We start from the raw sequence: 22,271 nt of genomic DNA on the forward strand, positions 1-22,271 counted from the left end.
CGACGCGGCGCGAGAGGCGGTGGCGGCAACGCCAGCATCGGCGGCTGCACCACCGGCCGGCGGGTGCTTGCGGTGTCCTTGAACAACAGCCACCACAGCGCGACGCCAAGCACCAGCAACGCGGCCAGCACCAGCGCGACGGTCACCAGCAACGGGCGGCCACGCATGCCGGGCTCCTGCCGAGGGGGTTGATGGGCGGTCATGCCTCAGCCCTGCGCCTTGCCGGTGACCAGGCCGACCTGGGCCAGCTCCAGGCGCCGCAGCAGGTCCAGCACCTCGACCACGCGGGCATACTGCACCTGTGCGTCGCCGCGCACGATCACCGGGAAATCCGGCGTGGTCGCGCGTTCGGTACGCAGGCGATCTTCCAGCTCGGCCATCGTCACCGGGTAGGCATCCAGGAACACCTGGCCGCTGGGGTCGATGGTGATCGCCTTGGTCTTCGGCTTCTCCAGCGCGACGCTGTTGCTCGCCTTCGGCAGGTTGACCTCGATGCCGGGGATGGAGGCGTTGCTGGTCAGGATGAAGATCACCAGCACCACCAGCAGCACGTCGACGAAGGGCGTCACGTTGATGCCCTTCTCGCGCTTCTTGATGCCGAACTTCGCCTTCTGGCCCATGGCGCGCCCCTCAGCCCTGCACCGCGGCCGGGCCGCGCCCGTCCTGCTCTTCGGCCAGGCGTGCGGCGAACTCGTCGATGAACACTGCCATGTCCGCACCGATCGCTTCGGCACGCGCGCCCAGGTAGTTGTAGCCGAACAGTGCCGGGATCGCGACGCCAAGGCCGGCCGCCGTACACAGCAACGCTGCGGCCATGCCGGGTGCCACAGAGTTGATGTCGACCGCGCCGGCCATCGCCGCCACCACGAACACCAGCATGATGCCGATCACGGTGCCGAACAGGCCCACATACGGGGCTCCCTCGATGGTGGTCGACAACCAGTTCATGCGTCGTGCCATTGCCTCCTGCTCACGCACCATCACCGCATCCATCGACGCGCGGATCGCCGCGATGGTGGCGCCACTGAGGTAGCCACTGTTGCCGTCGCGCTGATGGCGCTGCTGCATTTCGTCGATGGCCACCTGGTAGATGCGCCACAGCGAACCGTCGTGCATCGCGGTGGGTGCCTTGCCCTGGCGGTCCATGTCGGACAGGGTGCGCAGCGGTACGCCGGACAGCTTGCCGAAGCTCTCGGTGAACACCGCATTGGCCTTGCTGGTACGGCCGAAGTGGCGGCTCTTGGCGATCATGATCGCCCACGACAGCAGCATCATCAGGCCGAGGATCGCGACCACCACCCAGGCGTCGAACGGCATCGCCTTGAGGATGAAGGCGAAGTGGCTCTGGCCGGCGGACTGCTCGTCGGCGCCGTAGCTGATCAGCCGCGAATCGGCACCCTGTGCGGTGGCATCGGCCAGCAGCAGCGCGGCCGGCCGTGCCACGCGCGAGATGCGCAGTTCATCCAGCGCACCTTCGAAGTTGGCCAGTGGCTGCACCGCGCCCGGCGCATCGGCACCCACCACCGGAGCCGTGCCCAGCGCCGGCAGCGCACCGCTCAGCTGGGCAACGACGCGCCCGTTGAGGTACAGCTGCAACGCGCCCTTCTCTGCCGTCAGTGCAACGTGTGCCCACTGTCCTTCCGGAACCGGCTGCGCGGGCGTGCTGCGCTGGCCATTGAGCTGCACGAACGGCACGCGGTTCTCGATGCCCAGCACCAGTTCGGACGCGCCATCTCGGCGGGCGTAGATGGCCTGCGCAGCGGTGTTGCTGCCGGGCTTGATCCAGGCCGAGACGGTCAGCGGTGCACCCGCTTCCTGTGCCAGCGAGGCGCTGGCCGGCAGCGGCAGCGGCGCGGTGCCCAGCTGAACGCCGCGACCGATCACCGAGCCTTCCGCCGGCGGTGCCACGGCACCGGCGTTGTTGCCGTAGGCGGTGGTATCACGCGCCGGGGCGTTGGCCTCGGCAAAGTGGTAGACCAGCGTATAGTCCGGATCGAACACCTGCTGGCCGTTGCCGCTGGCCGGGGCCTTTTCATTGCCGTAGTACATCCAGATCGTCTGCGGCGCGGCGGCACTGAACGCAGGCACGTCCACCCAGACCAGGGCCAGGCCCATCTTGGGATCGAACTGTTCGATCTGGTGGGCCAGCACGGTACGGCCATCACCCGAGACGAAGCGCAGGTCGTTGCCCGCATCCTGGGTGCCGTCGAAGCCGAAGTTGCCGGTATGCAGGCGCAGCAGCAGCGGCGTGCGGCCCGGGTCACCGGCCAGGCCCGCGCCCTGCGGTCCGGCGTCGATGGTGATCGGCTTGCGGTACTTCCATTCGGCCTGCCACCAATTGGCATCGGCCGCAGCCGTCGGCAGCGCAATCAGCGCGGCCAGCAGCAACAACACTCGGGAAAGCAAACGGTCCATGCGAAGGGTCTCCGGAGAACGCATGTTCAAGGGAAGGGTCAGTAACTGGTGCTGATGTTGAAATGCAGGCGCGGATCGTCCTTGCGCGTGACCGGGCCATCGGCATACGGCCAGGCGTAGTCCAGGCGCAGTTGCAGGTGTTCACCCAGGCGCAGCTGCGCGCCCAGGCCGACCGAGGCCAGGTTGTACTTGTCGCGCTGTTCGGGCAGCGGCTGGCGCAGGCGCAGGTAGGCTGCGTCGGCAAAGCTGTAGACACGCAGGTCGGCGCCGCGCCACAGTGACCACGCAGGCGTGCGCCATTCAAGGCTGGCCAGGCCGCCGTAGTCGCCGATCGCCTCGGCCGACAGGTAGCCGCGCACGGTGTACATGCCACCTGCGGCGAACTGCTCGGCCGACACCAGTGGCGCATCGGTTACCTGCAGCGAGCCGCGCGCATACCATTGCCAGTCGCTGCCGAAGGTATGCGTGTTGTCCACGTCGGCCTTGAACGCCACGAAACTCGGGTCGGCCCAGTAGCGCTTCTGCCCGAACGCAGTGGCGTCGCTGCCGTAACCGAACAGGCGGCGGGTACCGGCCACCAGCTGGGTGTTGATGCTCAGCTGATCGTGCTCGCCCTGGCGCACGCCGACGAAGGCCAGCGTGATCGGCGCGTACTTCAGCGGCGTCTTCAGGCTGTCCTTGCCCATCTGCGTGTCCTCCTCGGTGTCCTTGAAATCCACGCCGAGGCTGAGCTGGCGCCACCACTGGCTGCTGCCCGGCAGGCGGTAGTTGAGCTTGAGGCCGATCGAATGGCCGTTGCCGATCACATTGGTGCCGGTGCCGGTGCCGACCTGCCCACCTGCATCCAACACGCGGCTGTCGGATCTGTAGCCGGAGGCTTCCAGGCTCCACGGCGTGCCTTCGAACGGCATTGTGTACGAGGCCGAGAACACCTTGGCCTGCTTCGTATCTTCCGGCGCCAGATACACGCCAAGGTTGGCGCTGTGCCCACGCTTCCACAGGTTGTCGTAGGCCAGCGATGCACTCAGGCGCAGCTTCTCGGTGTCGGCGCCATGGTCGTTGTTGAGTGACGCACTGGCACGCCACGGCGACTTCTCCTCGACCTGAAGGTCCACATCCATCGTGCCCGGCACCTGGCCTTCGCGCACCAGCGGCATCACCTGGCGACGCCCGCCTTCGTTCAGTGCGGTCAGTTCCTTCTGGGCCTGGTCAAAGTCCGGAACCTTGCCTTCCGCCAATGCCGGCACGCGTTCAAGAATGCGTTCGGGCGATTCGTGGCGGGTACCGACGACGCGGAGCTGGCCGATCGGCGTCTGCTGCACCTTCAGCAGCACCACGCCACCGCTGACCTGCTGCTCGGGCAACTCGACGTAGACCGACTGGTAGCCGGCCTGCTGGTAGAGCGCGTGGACCGCATCGCGCGCCTTCTCGACATCGGCCAGGGTCTTGCCCGGGCCGAGGAACGGTTCCACCGCACGTTCAATCTCCCGCGGATCGAGCACTGTGTTGCCGCGCACGATGTATTCGTTGATGTTCACGCTGGGCGCGGGTGCTGCCTCCTGCGCGAGCAGCGGCAGCGGCAGCGCTGCCAGCGCCAGCATCAACGGATGCAGGCGCAGCGGAAGGCGAACGGCTCGGCACGGAACAGGATTCATCGAAGGCATCGCGTCGTATCGAAGGGAGGGGCCAGGGAGCGGCGCGTGGATCTACCAACAGGACGTGTACATCGCGTCAAAGCCGCCAACAGTTTTGTGACAGCGCCGTCATCTTTTGACAGCGCCGCAACGCACGCAGGCGGGCCCTGCCTTGGCCACCCGTCTTCATTGCAGAACATCGATTGCTGCGGGAGATTCGAGATGCGTGAATCGTTGATGCCGGGCCTGCGCGCTGCGCTCGCCCTCGCCCTGCTGCTGGCGCTGCCATCGGGTCGCGCCGACGAGGTGAAGAAGCAGGAAGGAGCTACGCCCTGCATCGAAGTGCAGGTCAACGGCGAGCGGATTCCGGCCTGGGACTGCCTGCAACGCAAGCTGGCTCCTGCGACAAGGCCGGCGAAGTCGCCAGCGCTCCCCGAAGCCGAACGCCTGATGCGGCAGCCCGGCAACCAGCTGATGCAATACAACCTGGAAGGCACGCGGCAGCGCATGGGCGATGCGTTCGGTCGCTCGGTGGTGCCGCAGCGACCTGCGCGCTGAGCCTGCGCCTCTGTAGCGCCGAGCCCTTGCTCGGCTGTCTTTGTATCCGTCGACGAGGCCAAGCTGAAGCAGCCGAGCGCAGGCTCGGCCCTACAGGGCGGCCGGCACGATGCCATCGCTCGGCACCGGTGGCAGCGTGGGCACCGCTAGGCTGCGCGGCTGCCCTGCCTGGTTCAGCTCCACCGTGTTGGCACTGATGCTGGCCAGCACCGTGCAGGGCCCCAGCCGCTGGCCCGGCGCGTAGGCCTCGGCAGGACGCCCATCCACCGAGAGCAGCGCAAGCGGTGCGTGGTCGCCGGCCATCACGCCCAGCACCACCACCTCGGTCTGCACTGCGCCGGGGGACAACAGTCGCACCAGCGGCAGGCTTGCCACCGCATCGAACATCGGCCGCACCGCCGCCTCGGTCTTCGCCTCGCTGGCCACAGCCGCCGGCGCTACCGCAGACAGAGTGACGCCCCAGTAGGCCACCACGGCCAGCAGCAACGTTGCCGCCAGCAGGGTCAGTATGCGATTGCGATCCCAGCGCCTGCCATCCATGTTCCGCACCATCGCCACGTTCGTCCCTGCCCACGCTAGCAGCTGCAGCTGACGCTTTTGTTTCATCATGCGGGCCTATGCTGGGAGGCATCGGCCAGCACAGGAGGCAACGTCGATGCAGCGCATGCCGCGTGGTTTCACCCTGCTGGAACTGATGGTGGTGCTGGTGATCATCGGTATCTGCACGGCGGGCATCGGGCTGGGCCTGGGCAGCCTGCTCGACCCGGGCCGGCAGCTGCGACAGGAGGCCGAACGGTTGGCACAGCGCCTGCAGGTGGCACGCGATGAGGCGCGCATCGATGGCCGTCCGTGGCGCTGGCAGGCCGACGCCGCCGGCTACCGCTTCAGCCGCCGCGAAGGCACCCGTTGGGTGGATGTGCAGCGCGACGACCAGCTGCGACCACAGCCATGGCAGCCGGCGGGCATCGCGGTGCAGCCGAGCACGCCGATTGAACTGAGCCCCGAATGGATTGGCGTGGCGTGGGAGGTGACGCTGTCGTTGCAGGGCCGCCAGCTGCGTCTTCGTGATGATGGCAGCGGACAGTTGCAGGTCGTGCAGTGAAGCGGAACAGGCACGGGTTCACCCTGATCGAAGTGCTGATCGCATTGGCGATCGTTTCAATCGCACTGGCGGCGGTGATGCGTTCGGTGGCGGTGGCCACCGACGATCAGTCGCGCCTGCGCGATCGTCGGCTGGCACTGATGTGCGCGCAGGACCGCTGGCAGGAGCTGCGCCTGGCCGCGCAGCCGCCCAAGGATGCACGGCAGCGCTGCGTGCAGGGGCGCAGCACGTTTCTGGTGCTGCAACATGTCGGCACGGGGAGTGACGGACAGCCGCAACTGGAACTCAGCCTGGTGGCCGAAGATGCACCGCGGCAGTCGCTGGCGCGGGTGCAGCTACCGTGGACGGCAGCGCCATGAGGCACGCCGCACGTGGCTTCACTCTGATCGAGGTGATGATCGCGATCACCATCATGGGTGTGCTGGCGCTGATCTGCTGGCGTGCGCTGGACAGCGTGGCCAGCAGCGACCAGCGCCTGCGCCGGGCCGATGCCGAAACCACAACGGCGTTGCGCATCCTGCAGCAGTTCCAGCGCGATATCGAGATGCGTGCCGACGACGCGCTGATGAATGGTGCAGTGCGTCCGGCCGATCAACCGCAGCGGCTGCTGCCTCCGTCCCTGGTAAGCGAACGGCACCCGGACGGCAGCTTTGCGCTGGAGATCACCCGCAGTGTCGGCAGTGATGGACTACGCTGGCAGCGGGTGCGCTGGTGGCGGCAGGGCACTACGCTGTGGCGGGCCAGTGGCGCGGCGACGGATCGATACCCCCTGCCCGCGCCTGAGCCGTCGAAAGCCATTGCGGTGGCCAGGGATGTGCAGCGGTTCGAGGTACGCGCCTGGCAGCCGGGCGCGGGGTGGGCGCTGTTGCCGAGCGAAGGCGTAGTGCTGCCGGCCACCGGGCTGGAACTGCGGTTGGGCCTGCGCGATGGGCGTGGGCCGTTGAGCTACCGGCGCGTGCTGGCGTTGTAGGATTCCTCCCAGGCAAAGCATCCACGCATGGCGTGGATCTACTGCCGAGCGGCTTCTACTGCCCGGCCTGCCCTGGTGGGTGCCGACCGTTGGTCGGCACTGATGCTGGCCCAGCCATCCACGCATGGCGTGGACCTACTGCCGAGCCTGCCGCCGGGTGCTTTCCTGCGCCCGGCGGCGCCGTGTCGGTGGTCCTCACCGCTGAAGGCCGCTCCCTGCCCTCCGTGCCGTCCTGGCTGGGGCCGCCACCGTTCCCTGGCGGCTGGCCCGATGCTATCCGTTCTTCCTGGTCAGTCCCATCCACGCATGGCGTGGATCTACTGCCGGCCGCGATCGTGCCGACCAGGGTCGGCACCTAGCGGCGCTGCGTGCCGTCGTCGCGGCTGGCCTGCGGGAACTGGAATGCGCTGTCGGCGTCGTAGCCGCTGTTGGCGGTAGTGCCACGCGCCGGCGGCGCTACGCTGCTGGTGCCGCTGCCGAAGCCCAGGATCTGCACGCTGATCACCGACGGCTGGTTGCGCCGTGCGTCGTCCTGGCTCTTGCGCATCACGTCCTGTGCCGCCTGGCTGGCGCTGTTGGCTGCCGCACTGGCCGCGGCCAGCGCATTGACGTTGACCGATGCCAGCACCGGCAGGCCCTTGCTCTCGCCCTGTACCTGGATGTTGGCCGCGTTGAGCACCTGCAGCGCGGCCAGGTTGATGTTGCCGGAGACGCGGATACCGGCCTCGCCCGCATCGATGGTGCCCAGCGGTGCGATCAGGTCGACGTCGCCCGGCGGCACTTCGGCGATGGGGTTCAAGGTCGCGATGCCAGCACCGCTGGCCGGGGCCTGCGGCGACAGGATCACATTGCCCCACCCGTCATAGACGCGGCGCGGTGGCGTGTACAGCAACGTCGTGCGCGAACCACGACCAGCATTGATGTCACCCTGCTCCGACCACGCCAGGATGTCGCCGCCGAACGTGGTCATCACCCGCGACAGGCCCAGCAGCACGCTGTCCTGGCTGAACAGCCGGATATCGCCCTGCCCTTGGGTCACCAGTCCGGCACTGGCCGGGGGCACCACGCCCTGCACACCAATCACGATCTGCCCACCCGGCGCCATCAGCTCGATGTTGCCACCCGCTTCGGTGCGCACGCCGGAGCCACCGTACATCACGATATCGCCGGTACGGTCGATCGTCGCGCCGGTCGCAGCCTTGTCTGGCATCAGCGTGGCGATGGCCTCGCGCCCACGCAGGTAGGAGCCGAAGCGGGGCCCTTCTGCATCGGTATATTCCCGTCCACCTTCGCGCAGCTCGGCGTAATAGACCTGGCGCAGGAAGATGTGCTGCTGTTCCTGCGGCAGCGCATCGAAGGCAGCCAGCGCCCCGTCGCCGTCGGCGGCCACGCCGAAGCGCTGCTGCAGCCACTGCTTCAGTTCTTGGTCGTAGACCTTGACTGCCTTGCCCGGCTGCGACGCAAGCGATTGCGCGGGATCGGCAAGGTTGACGGGGTCCAGATAGCGGGCACGCAGGGCCGCGTAATCGATCTGCTGGTTGCCGGCCGTCAGCGCGATGCTGGCGCCGGGACGGGTGTCGCCCTGCACGATGCCACCGAGGCTGACGATGCTGCCCGCATCCTCCTGGCGCAGCTGGCGGCCGGCACTGATCTCGGTGTTGCCGGGGCCGGCGATGGTCGCGTTCAGATGCACGATGTCGCGGCCCGCCGCCGCCACCGTGATGTCGGTGGGCGCGGTGTTCAACGCGGTCATCGACACCCCGAGGATGTCCCGGCCTGCCCGCAGTTGCACGGCGCCGACGGCCTCGAACCAGTTCAGCTGCGTGCGCTGCCCCACGTTGGGATTCAGCGTGCGCCGGGCGCCGGTGGCCAGACCGATGATGTCGCCCTGCATCGCGTAGAAGCGGCTCGGCGCCAGGGCCGGAGACACGGTGGACAGCGGAGTATTCGGACCGAACGCAAACAGCGGAAGCGACGCGTCCGGCGATGCAATGTTGCCGTCGACCGACAGGTTGTGCCGCGAGCGGGTCACATTGCCGCCGGAATCCCCCTGCTGGGCCAGGAACGCGGGGTCGAAGGGTCCCGGCAGGCGCGCATCCGCGCCCGAGCGCGCGATCTGGGTCGCGCCACGTTGGGCGAAGATGCTGCCACCGGCCAGGACGTCCAGCCGTCCTGTTGCCGAGGGTGCCAGCAGGATCACATCCTGCGTCCCCGGCGTGGCGCTGATCCGGTCCAGCTTGATGTCGCCCTGCGCAGCAATGGCGCTGAAGCGCGAAGGATAGAGCCAGTAATTCAGCAGATCATCACTGCCACGCACAACAAGCTGGACCTGCTCGCGCCACAGATTGCTACCGGTCACGTTATCCGGCCCGGCGAGGCCTGGCGCGAGGTCACCACCGGCACTGAACAGATCCACGGCCGTGCTGGCGGTCCACAGGGAAAACCACGTGCTGCCTGCAGCGCGCGCGCCATCATCCTGCAGCACCGCGCTGTAGTTGGCCAGCGGCACCCGGCCTGCATCGGCGACCCCGCCGAGCACCACATCGCCCCGTGCCTGCAGCTGCGCGACCGCATCGCCCAGCACCAGCACCGGTCCGCCCATCGCGCGGGCGGCGTCGGGCGCAAACAGGTCTGCGGCGCGCTGCTGACGCAGCGTCGCGTAGTTTTCCAGGGTGACGCCCATTGCACCGATGCGCCCGGCATCGAGCTGCAGGCTGCCACGCAGATTGCTGAAGGTACCGTTGAGGTCGAGATTCTGTCCCGCCCTGGAGGGATTGAGGCTGGAGATCGTCGCCTGCAGATTCGGATTCAGTGCGCCACCGATGCGCAACCGCAGGTCGCCGCCACCGGTCAGGTGCAGCTGGCCATTGCTGACGCGGCCGGTCGATCCCACCGCCGCGATGATCGCGCCCGAGCGCGGTGCGCTCAGCGAGCCCAGCGCGTCGCCCATCGGATCGCGGACGCCGGCATTGCGCCCGGCCTCAAGCGTCAGGTCGCCGCCACCCAGGGTGCCGAAGCCGGTGAAGCCGACCATCCGCGGAGAGGCGCCAGCGGCAGCGGACACGTTGGTGTAGGTGCCAAAGTTCACCCACCAGCTGGTCGGCACCGGCTCCACGCCGGTGGTGCTGCCGGTTCCCTGCCGCCACAGCCAATTGCCGACCGCGGCACTGGAGTACAGCGCCCAGTCGCGCTCGCTGGTGCCCGACTCCGCGCGCGCGGTCCAGGCGTCGCCGACGATATCGCGCCCGGCTTCGACCCGCAGGTTGCCACCATGATCGGGATACCAGGCCTGGTAGCCTGCGATCGCTGCGTCATAGCTGCCCGGCACCAGGTTCGGCCCCAGCAGTGCGGTGTTCCAGGGAGCCGCTGCACGGGGCGAATTGAAGGCAGCGTCGTGGCCCCCACCCAGCGCGGTGGGAGTGCCGGCGGTGTAGACACCGAAGCCTGACTTCATCACGACGTCACCGGCAGCGAGCAGTTCCATGTCACCCTTGCCGGTGCGCAGTACGCTCCACGCCGGCGTGCCCGCGCGCTTGCCGTAGATGGTCACTTCGGTCTGCGTGCCGCCGCCGGCGCAGTAGCTGGGCGCGGTACTGCAGAACTCGTCTTCGGTCATGCCGAACATCGCGGCGAAGTCCTTCGCAGGGGTGCCCACGTAGGACTCGTCGCCCCAGTAATCCAGCGAGCCCTGCGCGGCCACCTGGCGGGGTGCCGGGCCGCAGTAGTCGGCCGACATCGCGCAGAACTCATCTTCGGTGAAGCCGAACATGTCGGCCAGCTCCGCGATCGGACGGCCCGCGTAGGACGTGTCACCGATCCAGTCCAGCGATGCCCGCTCGGTCAACGCACGATCACCCACCCAGATGATCTCGGTCTTGACCGTGCCGATCGAGCCCTGGTGGGTATCGGCCAGCACCACGCTGCCTTCGCTGCCCCAGCGCCGGCTGCGTGGATCGGCCGCCCCGGCATCGGCACCGGCAACCGCGGTCAGGTCCCAGGAGCTGGTGCCCTCGGCCAGCATCGGCGCCAGCGCCCAGTTGCGCCCCTGGTTGCCGTTGGCATCGGCCGGCCGCAGATTCACCGGCCCGTCGCCGGGCAGCTCCACCTTGGTCAACGAGGGAATGTACGCGCCCACCTTGAGCGCGACTTCCCGTGCCAGGCGCAGCGCAACCGGCAGCACCGCGCCGGCGGGCCACTCCTGTGCCGCCACCTGTACCGCACTGCGCAGGCGGAAGCCGGCTCCCAGCCGCGCACCTGCCGCCAGCACCAGCGGCTCCTGCAGCACGGTGCCCGCCGCCAGCGTCTGCCCGGAGTCGGTGGTCACCGCCGCACCCAGTACGGTGCCCGCTGGCAGGCGCAGGGTCTGCGAGATCACCATCGGCGCGGGCAGCACGGTACCAACCGGAAGCGTTACCGATTCGACCGGCACGTCGTAGTTCAGGCGGGTGCCGGCCTGGAACTCGGTGCCGGGCTGCAGCTTCACTCCGTCCACCGGCACCACCAGGCCGCTGCCGAAGGGGGTGTGCCCGGCGCTGCCATTGCGACCCTCATACAGCTGCCAGCCCCCCTCATCCGGCGTGGACGGCGGCGATGCGAAGCCATCGTTGATGCTGCCGTAGACGTTGATGTTGCCTTCGGCCCGCAGCACCAGCGAGGCCGATTCGCCGAAGCCACGCCGCGATGGATCGGCGCGGTTGGCTTCGGGCCCGTAGCGGTAACCGGACAGATCGATGTCGCCGGCAATGGTCAGGTCGCCGTCCGGGTTGGCGTCGCTGCGCCGCGCCACCACCTGCACGCCGGGACGAAGGCGGACGTCACCCAGCGCGTGCGTGCGCTGCTGCAGGTCCGGGTTGCCCAGCGCACCATCGATCCACGCCACGCTGTGCGGATCGACCACCTGGTCCAGCCACTGCTGGGTCACCAGCTGCGCGCGGTTGCCGCGCACATCAGCGGTGCTGGCCAGGGGCGCATCGTCGTAACGGCGGACACCATTGAGCTGGATGTCAGCCGCGCCATCGATGCGCAGGCCATTGGCCGCGGCAATCGCCGCGTCGTTGCTGCCCACCCGCGGCACATCGATCTTCAGCGAGCCCCGCGCCATGCCGTCGTTCTGTCCAGGGCCGTCGCCGACGGCAACGTCGCTGCCGGCACGCAGGTCCAGGTGCGCCGCGCTGCCCAGACCCACGGCGCCTTCGGCGCTGCCCAGGGCGATCGTGGCCCGGTTCGGACTGTCGATGATCTTGCCATGGCTGTCCACGCGCAGGCCGGTACCGTGCGCGTCCAGCGTGCCATCCACCTGCAGCTGGTCGCGGGCGTACAGGCGGATGCTGCCGACCTGCTCGCCGCTGGCATCGATGCGGCCGGCCACGGTCAGGCTGCCCGCGTCGACACTGATGTCGACCCGGCGCGCCTTCACTTCGTCGCCGATCCGCAGATCGCCTTCACCAATCTGGAAGCTGCGGCCGCCGACGACACCGCCGGCGGTCAATCGCTGGTTGAGGCCGGTGAAGTCCTGCAGCTGGCGTGCCCGCAGCACAAGTTCGCCACCGTCGTAGGGCACCAGCGTGCCACCGGCATCGTAGCGGCCACTTGCGGCGCCCTGCAGATCGCCGGCCAGATCGGCTCGGCCAGCCATTGCGGTGACCGTCAGGCGCCCGGCGCGGTTGTTGCGGGCGGAAACATCGATGCGGGAGGCCGTATCGGCGCGGATGTCACCCGTGTCGGTGGACAGCACGACATCGCCGCCCCAGCTGAACTTGTCCACGTCGTACAGCGGGACCTTGCGCCCGGCCAGATCCAGCGCCGCCCGGCTACCAAGCGCGATGCCCTCACGCGCGTTCGCAGACAGCCTTCCTGACGCCAGCGCGATCGTGCTGTCCAGCGTGATCCGGTTGGCGTCGATGCTCAGCTCACTGCCCAGTGCATCGCCACCCGCCTTGCCGGTACCCCCGTGCAGGCGGAACTCGCCGCCGGAGCGCACGCGCAGCTGCGCGGCGGGATCGGCGGTCAACAGCGGTGTATCGATATCCAGGCTGCCTCCGCTGTACTGCCAGCCCTTGTCGGCCAGATAGTCGCCGCGCTGCTGGAACACGTCCAGCGTGCCCTGCGCGGAGAACGACAGCTGCTCCGAAGCCCTCAGGTTCAGCGCACTGAATCCGAGCACCTGCCGGTTCGCACGTACTTCAGAGCTGGGACGGCTGAATGGCGCCCGCCCGAGCTGCAGCTGGCGGGTGACGATGTCCAGCTGCCCGGCACCGAGCCGGTCCACCATCGGATCGGCCGGCGGCACCGACGCGTCGCTGCCCGCCGCCTGGCTCGCCGCCAATGCGCCGTCCCAGACCAGCGTGTCCACCAGGATGCGCGCGCGGTCGGTCGCCGCACCGTAGCCGCGGATGGCCTGCGCACCCAGCACAAGCGTCTGCAGGCCACTGCGGCCGGTGGCACTGTCGCGCGCGTCCAGGTCGACGCTGCCGAACACGTTGACAGACTCCCGCGCGACCAGGCTCAGCGTGTCCAGCGCCGGCGCGCCGGTGGCGTCATCGCCGCGCAGCAGTTGCTGCAGCACGGACTGGTTCATGGTCATGCCACTGGGCAGCGCCCCTGCCGCTGCGGCCTGTGCGATCGCTTCGGCACTGCCGAGGTTCAGCGCCGCCATGCTCAGGCCGAGCTGACGGGTGCCATAGCTGACCGAGTCGCGCATCTGCAGCGTGCCATCGGTCGCTACCGCGATGCTGCCATCGGAAACCAGCCGGGCGTGGCCGTCGCACGCCGCCTGGCACCCCCCGATGTCGATCGCCACCGGACCGGCCTCCACGCCCGTGGTGCCGGTGATCAGGTTCAGGCGCTGGTTGGACACCGCCAGCAGGCCGCCGGAGACCTGGTAAGGCAGCGTCGCGCTGGCACCCGCGTTGGCGGTCGCGAACGGCAGTGAATCGAGGGTCGCACCGGCCTCGACCAGTACGCCGCTGCCACCGGAGGCCGCTGCCACCAGCACTTCCGGTGCGTTCAAGGTGACGCCGGAACGGATCGCCACACTGCGCGCCTGGCCGGTCACCGCCACCTGCGAGGCCTCCTGGCTGAACTGCCCGCCGATGATCATCCGCGCCGGCAGGAAGGCATTGAGCGCGTCGTCGCTGAAGGTGGCGCCGCGATCACGCGCCTGCGATTGCGCGCTACCGTCAACGATCTCCAGTGAACCGACCGCCGGGCTCGCCAACGTGGCTGCCAGCGTGCCGCCGCGCCCCTTGTCGGTGGCGGCGCCGAACCGCGCGGTGCCGGCGAAGCGGATGGCAGGCGTGTCTGCACGACCTGCACCTTCGCCCAGCGCAAGGGTCAACCCGAGCGCATCGATGGTCTGCCAGCCACGCGACTCGCCGCGGCGGTCGGCCACCGACTGCGCGAAGCTGTTGTAGGAGGTTTCGTTGTAGCCCGAGTGCCGGCGTACCACTGCGGCGGGCGTCAGCAGGATGTCGGTGAGCAACGGCGAGAATGCCGCGCCCAGCGCCGTGCGCTGCTGCCCGGACACACGCCAGGTGCCGGTGCCGGTCGCAATCGGTTGCACGATGCCGGTGGTGCCGGTAGCGCCCAGCTCAACCCGGAATGCACCGGGCTGCAGCGCATAGCTTGCCGGCATCAGCGTGTAGGTACCGGCCGCCAGGCCGGGCACGCCAGCCGGCACGGTGATCTGCTGGCCCACCGCCGGAGCTGAGAATCCCTCTTCGCCGCTGGGGGCGAACGCCTCGGCGCGTCCCGGTACGATCGCGTACACCGGGTTGCCCGACGCACTGAACGCGTAGCGCGGATTGGCGTCGGCCAACGCCGTGCGCAGCACGTCGACGGAGCCGCCGCGCCCGGACACGAAGGCGGCACCGGTCAACTCACCACCGCCGGACATGTCCAGCAGTGCCCCCGGCGCCACCTCGATCGCGTTGGCCTTCAGAGTCACCCCCATCGAGGAGATGCCGGCCGGCGTCAGCGAGCTCAGGCTGCGCGTGCCTACCCGCCAGTCGACACCATCGACGGTGCCACCATAGGGCAGCGACAGGCCGGCAGCGCTGGTGGAGGTAACGCTGCCTGGCAGCAGTTCCACCCGGCTGCCGATGGTTCCGTTCTGGATCAGGCCGCCCAGCTGCAGCGTGCCCATCGGCGCCTGCACGTTGCCGCCCTGCTGCACCGTGGCAGCCACCAGGCGAAGCGTGCCCAGCGCCGATTCCGGCGCCGGCTGCGTGGCCGCACCTGTGCCGTGGATTCGCAGAACGGCAGCTGGATCGGCCCAGTAATCAACGGTCTGCACGGTCTGCGCCGAAGCGCCGGCCACCAGCGTGCCGACCGCGCCTGCGGTGGGGTACAGGCGGGCGGCGGTCACGTCCATCGAACCGGCCGTCATCAACGCGCTGGTGTTGCCACTGCTGGCAATGCCGTTGGTCAGGCGCACGTCGCTGCGGCTTTCCAGCGCCACGTGGTCGAACCCGGGCAGCCAGGTGACGTCGCGGATGTCGATCAGCGCGGCCTGCACCGCCAGCGCGTGATCGTCCGGCCCGGCCGAAGCGACCGCCACGGTACCCTGCAGGTTCTCGCCCGCCAGCTGGCCCCAGCGCGCCTGCGCCAGGCGGACGTAGGGCGCACTCAGCCGCAACGCCGACGACGGCCCGGCATCCACGGCCATGCCCAGGCTCGAAGTGCCCTGGCCATGGATGCGCAGGCTCTGGGCCAGGCGCAGGTCGACATCGCCGACGGCGCGGATGTCACCGAACACGGACAGGTTGTCGAAGCCGCCCGCCTGCAGCTGCTCGACCGACAACGCGGCGTGGCCATACTCCAGTGCGGCCGGCAGTGGCTGCACCGGTGCGCTGTGCTGGCTGAGGGTGATCGCACGTGCGCGCAGTACCTCCTCGCTGGCGCCACGCGCATGGATGCTGCCGCCGAAGGCCAGCCCAAGGGTGCCGCCGCGTGCGCCGGCACCCCCGGCGGCCGCGTCCATCCCGCCCTCCAGATACAGCGCATTGGCCGAGCGCAGCACGATCTGCCCGCCGTCGCTGTCCACGCGTACACGGCCCTGGCCGTCGATATCCAGCTCGGCCGACGTACCCCGTGCCTGCAGGCGCGCACCGCGTTCGACCACCACGAAGGCTTCCGGTGGTCGGTTGTCGACGAATGCTGTGGTTTCCCAGTCCAGCGCCCCGCCGATCTCGATGCGTCCACCCGCGCGCACCTGCCCGCGCAGGCGGCCGCTGGGATCGGGCAGCGAGATCGCGTCTGCATCGGCATCCAGCAGCGCGCCTTCGGCGAAACGCCAGGTGCGTTCGGTGCGCTGCCCGGCGTACAGCGCATTCTGCGGACGCACATCGTCGATCACGATGCGGCCGCCCTTCGCACGCAGTGTGCCTTCAACATCGATGTTGCCTGCACCCAGCAGCGAGATCGTCTGCCCTGGATCGACCGCCACCAGTGCATCCTTGCCGACCCGCAGGTCACCGCCCACGCTGTTGCGGTCCGAACGCAGGCTGATGCTCGCACCGGCGCGCTGGCTGACGCGCCCGTTCGACGGATCGGCGCTGTACAGCGGCGCATCCCATGCCGCCAGTGCGGACGCCCGATCGGTTGCCGTCTGCGCGTCCTGGGTCATGCGCAGGCCTGGCAGGGCAGCGACCAGCCGCGCGCCGTCGGCCACCTCCACGCCTTGGTGGCCGTTGATGTCGTACTGTGCGAAGCCACTGCCGAACAGGCCGGGGTCCAGTCGCAGCGACGCGCCCGCCAGGTCCGCATCGCCCACTCGAACGTGGCCACCGGTTCCCAGCGAGAAGGCACCACTGCCCTGTCCTCGGCCACTGAACCGGCTACCCTCGCCCAGTTGCACCCGGCCACTGCCGTCGGTCGTAACCGTGCTGCTGTTGGCCTGCAGGCTGACGCTGCCCCCTTTGCCGATGCGGCCTTCACCGCGCAGGTCCAGCGCGGCGCCGGCCTCGACGTCCACCGTTGCCTCGGCGCCCACGATCACGTCATGACTGTTGCTCAGGCTCAGGCGGCCGCCATCCGTCCAGGCACCGCTGGCGTCGAGCGGCATCGCCAGTGACGCGTTGCTCCATTCACCGGAGAGATCGATCCGCGTGCCGTCGGCAATGGCGGTGCGGGCGCGGCCATCGTGCAGCAGCGCCGTCGGCCGGCCCTGGACATCCAGCAGGTTGCCCGCCGACAGCTGGCCGCCGGCAATGCCGATGTCGCCTGCCAGTTCCACCTCGCTGCCGGTCAGGTTGAGCTGTCCGCCTGCCTGAAGCCGAAGGCTGCCGTCGACGCGGATGCGACCGGCGGTCGCCAGGTCAATCCGTCCCCACTGCTGGGCACTCAGCGCTGCGATATCCAGCCACACGGTGTCACGCCGCTCCTCGTCGACCGGAGCCAGCAGCGACCACGCCGCCTTCGTCGGAGCCTTGTCATCCAGGCGCACATCCGAGCCGAACACACCGCTGCGGCCCTGGCCGTCGTAGCGCCCCAGGTACAGCTGCGCATTGCGCGCCACCGCCGTCTGCGCCTGCGCATAGCCCTCCAGCGCGGCCTCCGGCCTGCGGTTCTGCTGCGCGCCCTGGAAGGTGGCCGTCTCAACCTTCCCATCCAGCACCGCGGTCGGTGCGGAGACGATCAGCCGTCCTGCATCGCGGCCGACCGTGTACCCGTTGTCGACACGCTGCGCCGCGAATACGATCGGATCACGGAAGGTCTCGGTGATGCCCCAGCGTTCCTGCTTCACTTCATGGCCGCTGTACAGGCCATCGAACAGCATCTCCGCCGGCGCCTCATCAAGGCGGTAGACCTGGCCGTCGACGCCGCGCACCCAGCTCTGCCGGACCACGCCGCTCTGCACATCCAGGCTGCCGCCGGCAAGGTTGATGCGTGAGCCACCGTTCGTGATCACTTCCCTGCCGCCCAGCAGGACGGTGCCTCCCTGCGCGGCCCATTCGCCGATCGAGTGCCCCTGGTTGTCGAGGTAGCCACCCACTTCCAGCAGGCCGCCAGCAGCGTACCAGCGCTCCCCCTCGTAGCCCCCGGTACCGGCCGGAACGTGGACCAGCCTGCGGCGGTCGACCCAGACTTCACTGCTGGTCAGCTTGCCGCTGTCGCGGTTGTCCAGGGCGTCGCGCAGTTCGTTGCCCTGCACCTTGACCTGGACATTGTTGCTCTCCATTGACACCTGCACGCCCACTGCGCCGGACACGTCCACGCGCGCGGCGTCGTCCACGTAGCTGCGGGCCGCCGCATCGGCGATGATCTGGCCGCCCGTGGCGACCGTCAGCGAATCCCTGCTGAAATGAATGTTGCCACCCGAGACGATCTCCACCCGCGACTGGTCCCGGCGATCATTGTGCTGGGACAGATTGTCGAAGGTTGCCGAGCGCGCGCCAGCGCGGATCGCGTCCTGCTCTGCCGACTCCTTGATGAGGCTGTCGCGCTGCGTATCCAGCACCGTGGCCTTGCCATCGTCCTCGATCAGCACCGCCGTAGTGGCGCCATCGGCGAGCGTGACGCTGCTGCCGGCATCACTGGCCGAGGCCAGAAGATGCACGGTGCCGCGCTGTGCGAGCGTGGTGCTGGCCACGGCCACACCGGCCTGCTCGACGCTGCGCCCGGCCAGAGTCACATCACCCTCAAGCGCGCGCAGCAGGCCGGTGTTGCGCACGCCGCCAGCCGTGCTGCCAGCGATGAAGCGCGGCGCGATCTCATTGCCCCGGGTGGTGGAGCTGGTGTTGGTGGCCGTACCCACGCCACGCCGGATCACGAAACTGTCACCCGCAGCGAGCTGCACCTGGCCCTTGCGCGCCTCGATATGGCCAGCATTCTCCACGCTGTGCCCGGCCAGCAGTACGTAGCCACCGCCGCGCGTCGCACTGGTCGGCTCATGGGTCGCGATGCGGGCGCCCTGCTCCACCGTCACCTTGCCGAATGCATCGCTGAGCGCGCTGCTGCTGGCGTCGGGGCTGTACAGGCCATTGTCGCGGAACTGCGCATCGCTGATCCGTGCTGCAGCCGCCAGCAGATTGCGTACATTGACCTGGCTGTTGTTGCCGAACACCACGCCGTTGCGGTTGGCCACGAACACCGTGCCATTGGCCTTCAGCTGGCCCAGGATCTGGCTGGGCCGCGCCTGCGGATCGTTGACGCGGTTCAGTACTGCCCAGTCAGGGCTCTGCAGGAAGTTCAGCGTAGTGTTGCCGCCGATGTTGAAGGTCTCCCAGTTCAGGATCGCCTTGTCCGCGGTCTGCTCGACCGTGACCTGCACCCGCCCGTCGCTGCCCTGCGACTGGATCGCCTCGCGCGCATTGAGCCAGCCGCGGGTCAGCGGGTTCTGGTCGACGCTCAGGCCGTCCTTGCCGAGGCCATCGGCAACAATGAAGCCAGCCTCGCGGCGCGCCTGCCGCGCCTGTTCCTGCAGGCGCTGTTGCAGGGCGATCGCCTGCGCCGCCGTGCCAAGATTGTCGATCGACTGCTGCAGCTTCTGCCGTGCTGCATCCTGCTGCTGGGCCGGCAACTGGAACTGGATCGGCACGCCGTTGGGCATGCGGCCACTCTGTGCCGCGCTGCCCTGGGCCGCGCCCCGTTCGGCGAACCAGCCCGGACTGAACGCCTGCTGCGCCTGGCTGGCCGGGGCCACCATGCTCCCCAGTGCGACTGCGATGGCCCACGCCATCGGATGATTGCGGCGCATCGACGCGGCCGGACGAACAACGGACAGGAGCGGGTGCGACATCGGAACCTCATCAACCTGGTGGGCCGCGGCTGCGGCGACGATCGGGGAGGCACGCGCAACGCATGCCCTGCCACTGATAGACGGTTCACGTGACACGAAGCCGACAGTGAAACACTGCGGCGGCGGCACCATCACGGAAATGGCGACGCCGGCCCAGAGGCCGGCGTCGCGTCAAGCAGGATTCAACCGGTACTGCGGATTACAGCGGACGACCGATGCCGGCACAGGTGCTGGGGTTGTTCAGGCCGGCCGTGCTGCTGGCCAGCACGAAGCGGTTGCGGATCGCATCGCGCCACGCTTTGGTCAGCGGGATGAAGCCGTGGTCGGTGATCGACTTCTCATACGCAACGGTGTAGGTCGCCGGATAGTGGCGGGCCAGGAAGCCGCGCAGGCTGGTGGCGACGCTCGAATCCTTGTAGCACTGGCCGATCACCAGGTTGGTGTAGCCGGCGATCGGATAGCCAGCCGACGGGTTGCCGAACACCGGCACCCAGTTGGCGGGGTTCTCAGCATCGGTGCCGGTCGGCGGAGCAACGGTGTCCAGGGTGGCCTGCACGCTCACCTGGTCCGGCGAGAAACCCTTGACCTTGGCGACCTTGGTCGCATCGGTCAGGCTCGGGATCACGTCCGGGCCGACGTAGCCGATACGGCCTTCAGCTGCGTAGACCGTGTTGTACAGCGAGGTGCCACCGGTGGCCGGGGCGGCCACCAGGAACGCCGGCAGGTTGCCGTTGGCATCGCGCTTGTACAGGTCGGCGAAGGTCGACTTGATGGCGAACTTGCCGCCCACCAGCTTCGAGGTTTCAGCGTTCTCGGCGGCACAGGCCGCGGTCAGGAAGCGGCTGAACATTTCGCTGGTACCGCTGCTTTCCGGACGGTACACCACCTGGATCGGGCCACTGCGGTTGGCATCGATGGTCGACCAGTCGCTGATCGCGCCCGAGAACACGCCGCAGATCTGCGCCACGCTCAGGTCCACCGCCGAACCGGCCTTGTTGAACGGAATGGTGACCGAGGTGGCCACGGACGGCACCTGGATCAGCGCGCCGTAGCGGTTGGCGTTGGTCGCCTGGTTGAAGTTGGTGGTGTAGTTGCTCAGCTCAGTGCTGCTCAGCACCGAATCGCTGCCGGCGAAATGCACGGTGCCGGTGGTTGAGAACAGCGCCGAGTTGTTTTCCAGGAAGGCCTTCTTGCCGGTGCCCGAACCGGTCACGGCGTAGGTGAAGTTCGCCGGCAGGATGCTGTCGGCCGAACCCTTGTAGAGGTCGGCCGGCAGCGAGGCACCGCCGCCGGTAACGGTCTGCGCCGAGGCGGCGCCCACGGTAGCGAGCAGCGCGGTGGCAACCAGCGCGGCCAGGGTCTTGTACTTGGTCATGATCTTCTCCTGAAGGGTTTACTGCGAAGGGAAACGCCAAGGGAGGAACGGTCACTACACGCCTGCTGCCGCCGAGGGCCTCCCAGCCCACTCTGCGGCGACGGGTCCATGCTGGTCCGCGCCGATGACAGGCCGCTTAAGAAACCTGTGGAAGATCGGAAAAAGGTGTGGAGGATTGTGTGGAGAAATCCAGGCACCCGTAGATCCACGCTGTGCGTGGATGGATCGAGCGACGCGCGTCCTGTCCGGTGCATCCACGCATGGCGTGGATCTACTGCACCAGCTGGTTCATTTCCATGATCGGCATCAGCACCGCCAGCACGATGGTCAGCACCACGCCGCCCATCACCAGGATCATGGTCGGCTCCAGCAACGCAGTCAGCGCCATCGCGCGACGCTCGATCTCGCGCGAGATGGTCTGTGCGGCGCGGTCCAGCAGTGGCGCCAGCGAACCGGTCTTCTCGCCGCTGGCCACCAGGTGCACCAGGATTGGCGGATACACCTTCTGCACCTTCAGCGCAGAACCAAGCGCGGCACCTTCGCGCACACGCGCGGACACGTCACCGGCACAGCGCGCCAGCAACGCATTGCCCAGGGTCTGCCGGGCAGCTTCAAGCGCACGCAGCAGCGGCACACCCGCATCCAGCAGGATCGCCAGTGTCGAGGCGAAGCGCGCGCTGTTCACACCCAGCACGAAACGCCCGACCATCGGCACCCGCAGCAGCATCGCGTCCCAGCGCAGGCGCAACCCGGCCTTGCGCAGGGCCAACCGCCAGGCCACCACCAGCGCAGCGATGCCGAGCCCCACCCACATGCCCCAGCTGCGCACGAACGCGCTGGCGGCCAGCATCACCTGGGTCAGCATCGGCAGCGTCTGCCGCGCCTGCACGAACGCGGTCACCACCTGCGGCACCACGTAGCTGAGCAGGAAGATCACGATCGCCACCGATACCAGGCTGATCGCCGCCGGGTAGATGAAGGCGGTCAGTACCTTGGCCTGCAGCGCATTGCGTTCCTCGATGTAGTCGGCCAGGCGCTCCATCACCCGCGCCAGATCGCCGGAATCCTCACCTGCACCCACCAGCGCCCGATAGATCGGCGGGAAATCGCGCGGCCGCGCGGCCAGCGCCACGGTCAGGCGCTGGCCGGCGCGCACGTCGGCGCGCACAGCGGTGAGTGCCTGGGCCACGTGCGGGCGCTCGGCCTGCTCGATCACCGCACTCAAGGCGCCTTCCAACGGCAGGCTGGCCGCCAGCAGGCTGGCCAGCTGGCGGGTGGCCCAGGCCAACTCGCTGGCCGACAGGCGGCGAGCGCCCCAGCCACTGCCGACACTGCGCGCCGCGCTCACCTGCACGGGTGTCAGCCCGCGCCCACGCAGCAGCTGGCGCGCACCGCGCGGGCTGTCGGCATCCAGTTGACCCTTCTCGATGCGGCCCTGCGCATTGGCAGCCTGGTAATCGAACAGCGCCATGCAAGCC

The 22,271-nt window shown here is 68.7% G+C and carries 11 protein-coding genes; 4 read left to right on the forward strand and 7 right to left on the reverse strand.

Translation table 11 applies throughout. The annotated features are described in order from the left end of the window. Window positions 1-206 precede the first annotated feature (206 nt). From A7X97_RS21135 to A7X97_RS21145, 3 genes are read right to left on the reverse strand one after another with little or no spacing between them, the layout of a single operon-like run. Window positions 207-620: an ExbD/TolR family protein gene (locus A7X97_RS21135; RefSeq protein ID WP_005409874.1), complete on the reverse strand. Its 414-nt coding sequence runs from the start codon at window positions 618-620 to the stop codon at window positions 207-209. A gap of 10 nt (window positions 621-630) precedes the next feature. After that, window positions 631-2,415, reverse strand: coding sequence for a DUF2341 domain-containing protein (locus A7X97_RS21140; protein ID WP_072168830.1), 1,785 nt, complete (start codon window positions 2,413-2,415; stop codon window positions 631-633). A gap of 38 nt (window positions 2,416-2,453) precedes the next feature. Further along, window positions 2,454-4,070, reverse strand: a complete 1,617-nt coding sequence (locus A7X97_RS21145; RefSeq protein WP_111008409.1) for a ShlB/FhaC/HecB family hemolysin secretion/activation protein — start codon at window positions 4,068-4,070, stop codon at window positions 2,454-2,456. Window positions 4,071-4,271: 201 nt separating this feature from the next. Here A7X97_RS21145 and A7X97_RS21150 point away from each other — a divergent pair, with 201 nt between their 5' ends. Beyond that, entirely contained in the window at window positions 4,272-4,607 is a 336-nt protein-coding gene (locus A7X97_RS21150; RefSeq protein WP_072168832.1) for a hypothetical protein, read from the forward strand. Between the two features lie 90 nt (window positions 4,608-4,697). On the opposite strand, the gene A7X97_RS21155 is transcribed toward A7X97_RS21150, so the two are convergent. Next, the gene (locus A7X97_RS21155) at window positions 4,698-5,159 is read right to left on the reverse strand and encodes a general secretion pathway protein (protein ID WP_176698796.1); all 462 of its coding nucleotides are present in this window, start codon (window positions 5,157-5,159) and stop codon (window positions 4,698-4,700) included. A 103-nt stretch (window positions 5,160-5,262) separates the two neighbouring features. Between A7X97_RS21155 and gspH the strand changes: the two genes are divergently transcribed. Genes gspH through A7X97_RS21170 form a run of 3 tightly spaced genes read left to right on the forward strand, consistent with a single transcriptional unit; the run spans window position 5,263 to window position 6,679 of the window. Beyond that, complete coding sequence (gene gspH, locus A7X97_RS21160; protein WP_111008410.1) at window positions 5,263-5,709, forward strand: type II secretion system minor pseudopilin GspH; 447 nt, start codon at window positions 5,263-5,265, stop codon at window positions 5,707-5,709. Beyond that, window positions 5,706-6,068 carry a type II secretion system minor pseudopilin GspI gene (gene gspI / locus A7X97_RS21165; protein ID WP_111008411.1) on the forward strand — a complete coding sequence of 121 codons (363 nt, stop codon included), beginning with the start codon at window positions 5,706-5,708 and terminating at the stop codon, window positions 6,066-6,068. The genes gspH and gspI overlap by 4 nt, the downstream gene beginning before the upstream one ends. Further along, window positions 6,065-6,679: a prepilin-type N-terminal cleavage/methylation domain-containing protein gene (locus A7X97_RS21170; RefSeq protein ID WP_111008412.1), complete on the forward strand. Its 615-nt coding sequence runs from the start codon at window positions 6,065-6,067 to the stop codon at window positions 6,677-6,679. Before gspI ends, A7X97_RS21170 begins: the two co-directional genes overlap by 4 nt. Before the next feature lie 355 nt (window positions 6,680-7,034). On the opposite strand, the gene A7X97_RS21175 is transcribed toward A7X97_RS21170, so the two are convergent. The 3 genes from A7X97_RS21175 to gspF form a co-directional block, all read right to left on the reverse strand. Then, window positions 7,035-19,418 (reverse strand): filamentous haemagglutinin family protein, encoded by a 12,384-nt coding sequence (locus A7X97_RS21175; RefSeq protein WP_111008413.1) that lies wholly within the window; start codon window positions 19,416-19,418, stop codon window positions 7,035-7,037. Window positions 19,419-19,617: 199 nt separating this feature from the next. Further along, a complete protein-coding gene (locus A7X97_RS21180) occupies window positions 19,618-20,793 on the reverse strand; it encodes a substrate-binding domain-containing protein (RefSeq protein ID WP_072168837.1) in 1,176 nt (391 codons plus the stop codon). A gap of 271 nt (window positions 20,794-21,064) precedes the next feature. Beyond that, complete coding sequence (gene gspF, locus A7X97_RS21185) at window positions 21,065-22,264, reverse strand: type II secretion system inner membrane protein GspF (protein ID WP_088496234.1); 1,200 nt, start codon at window positions 22,262-22,264, stop codon at window positions 21,065-21,067. Window positions 22,265-22,271: the final 7 nt, after the last annotated feature.

This window comes from Stenotrophomonas sepilia (assembly GCF_003244875.1).
Lineage (GTDB): Bacteria > Pseudomonadota > Gammaproteobacteria > Xanthomonadales > Xanthomonadaceae > Stenotrophomonas > Stenotrophomonas sepilia.

Excerpts from the sequence above, each read along its gene's own strand:
- gspF (WP_088496234.1), bottom strand. The coding sequence starts at position 22,264 with ATGGCGCTGTTCGATTACCAGGCTGCCAATGCGCAGGGCCGCATCGAG.
- A7X97_RS21175 (WP_111008413.1), bottom strand. The coding sequence starts at position 19,418 with ATGTCGCACCCGCTCCTGTCCGTTGTTCGTCCGGCCGCGTCGATGCGC.
- gspH (WP_111008410.1), top strand. The coding sequence starts at position 5,263 with ATGCAGCGCATGCCGCGTGGTTTCACCCTGCTGGAACTGATGGTGGTG.
- A7X97_RS21180 (WP_072168837.1), bottom strand. The coding sequence starts at position 20,793 with ATGACCAAGTACAAGACCCTGGCCGCGCTGGTTGCCACCGCGCTGCTC.
- A7X97_RS21170 (WP_111008412.1), top strand. The coding sequence starts at position 6,065 with ATGAGGCACGCCGCACGTGGCTTCACTCTGATCGAGGTGATGATCGCG.
- A7X97_RS21140 (WP_072168830.1), bottom strand. The coding sequence starts at position 2,415 with ATGGACCGTTTGCTTTCCCGAGTGTTGTTGCTGCTGGCCGCGCTGATT.
- A7X97_RS21150 (WP_072168832.1), top strand. The coding sequence starts at position 4,272 with ATGCGTGAATCGTTGATGCCGGGCCTGCGCGCTGCGCTCGCCCTCGCC.
- A7X97_RS21145 (WP_111008409.1), bottom strand. The coding sequence starts at position 4,070 with ATGAATCCTGTTCCGTGCCGAGCCGTTCGCCTTCCGCTGCGCCTGCAT.
- A7X97_RS21135 (WP_005409874.1), bottom strand. The coding sequence starts at position 620 with ATGGGCCAGAAGGCGAAGTTCGGCATCAAGAAGCGCGAGAAGGGCATC.
- A7X97_RS21155 (WP_176698796.1), bottom strand. The coding sequence starts at position 5,159 with ATGGTGCGGAACATGGATGGCAGGCGCTGGGATCGCAATCGCATACTG.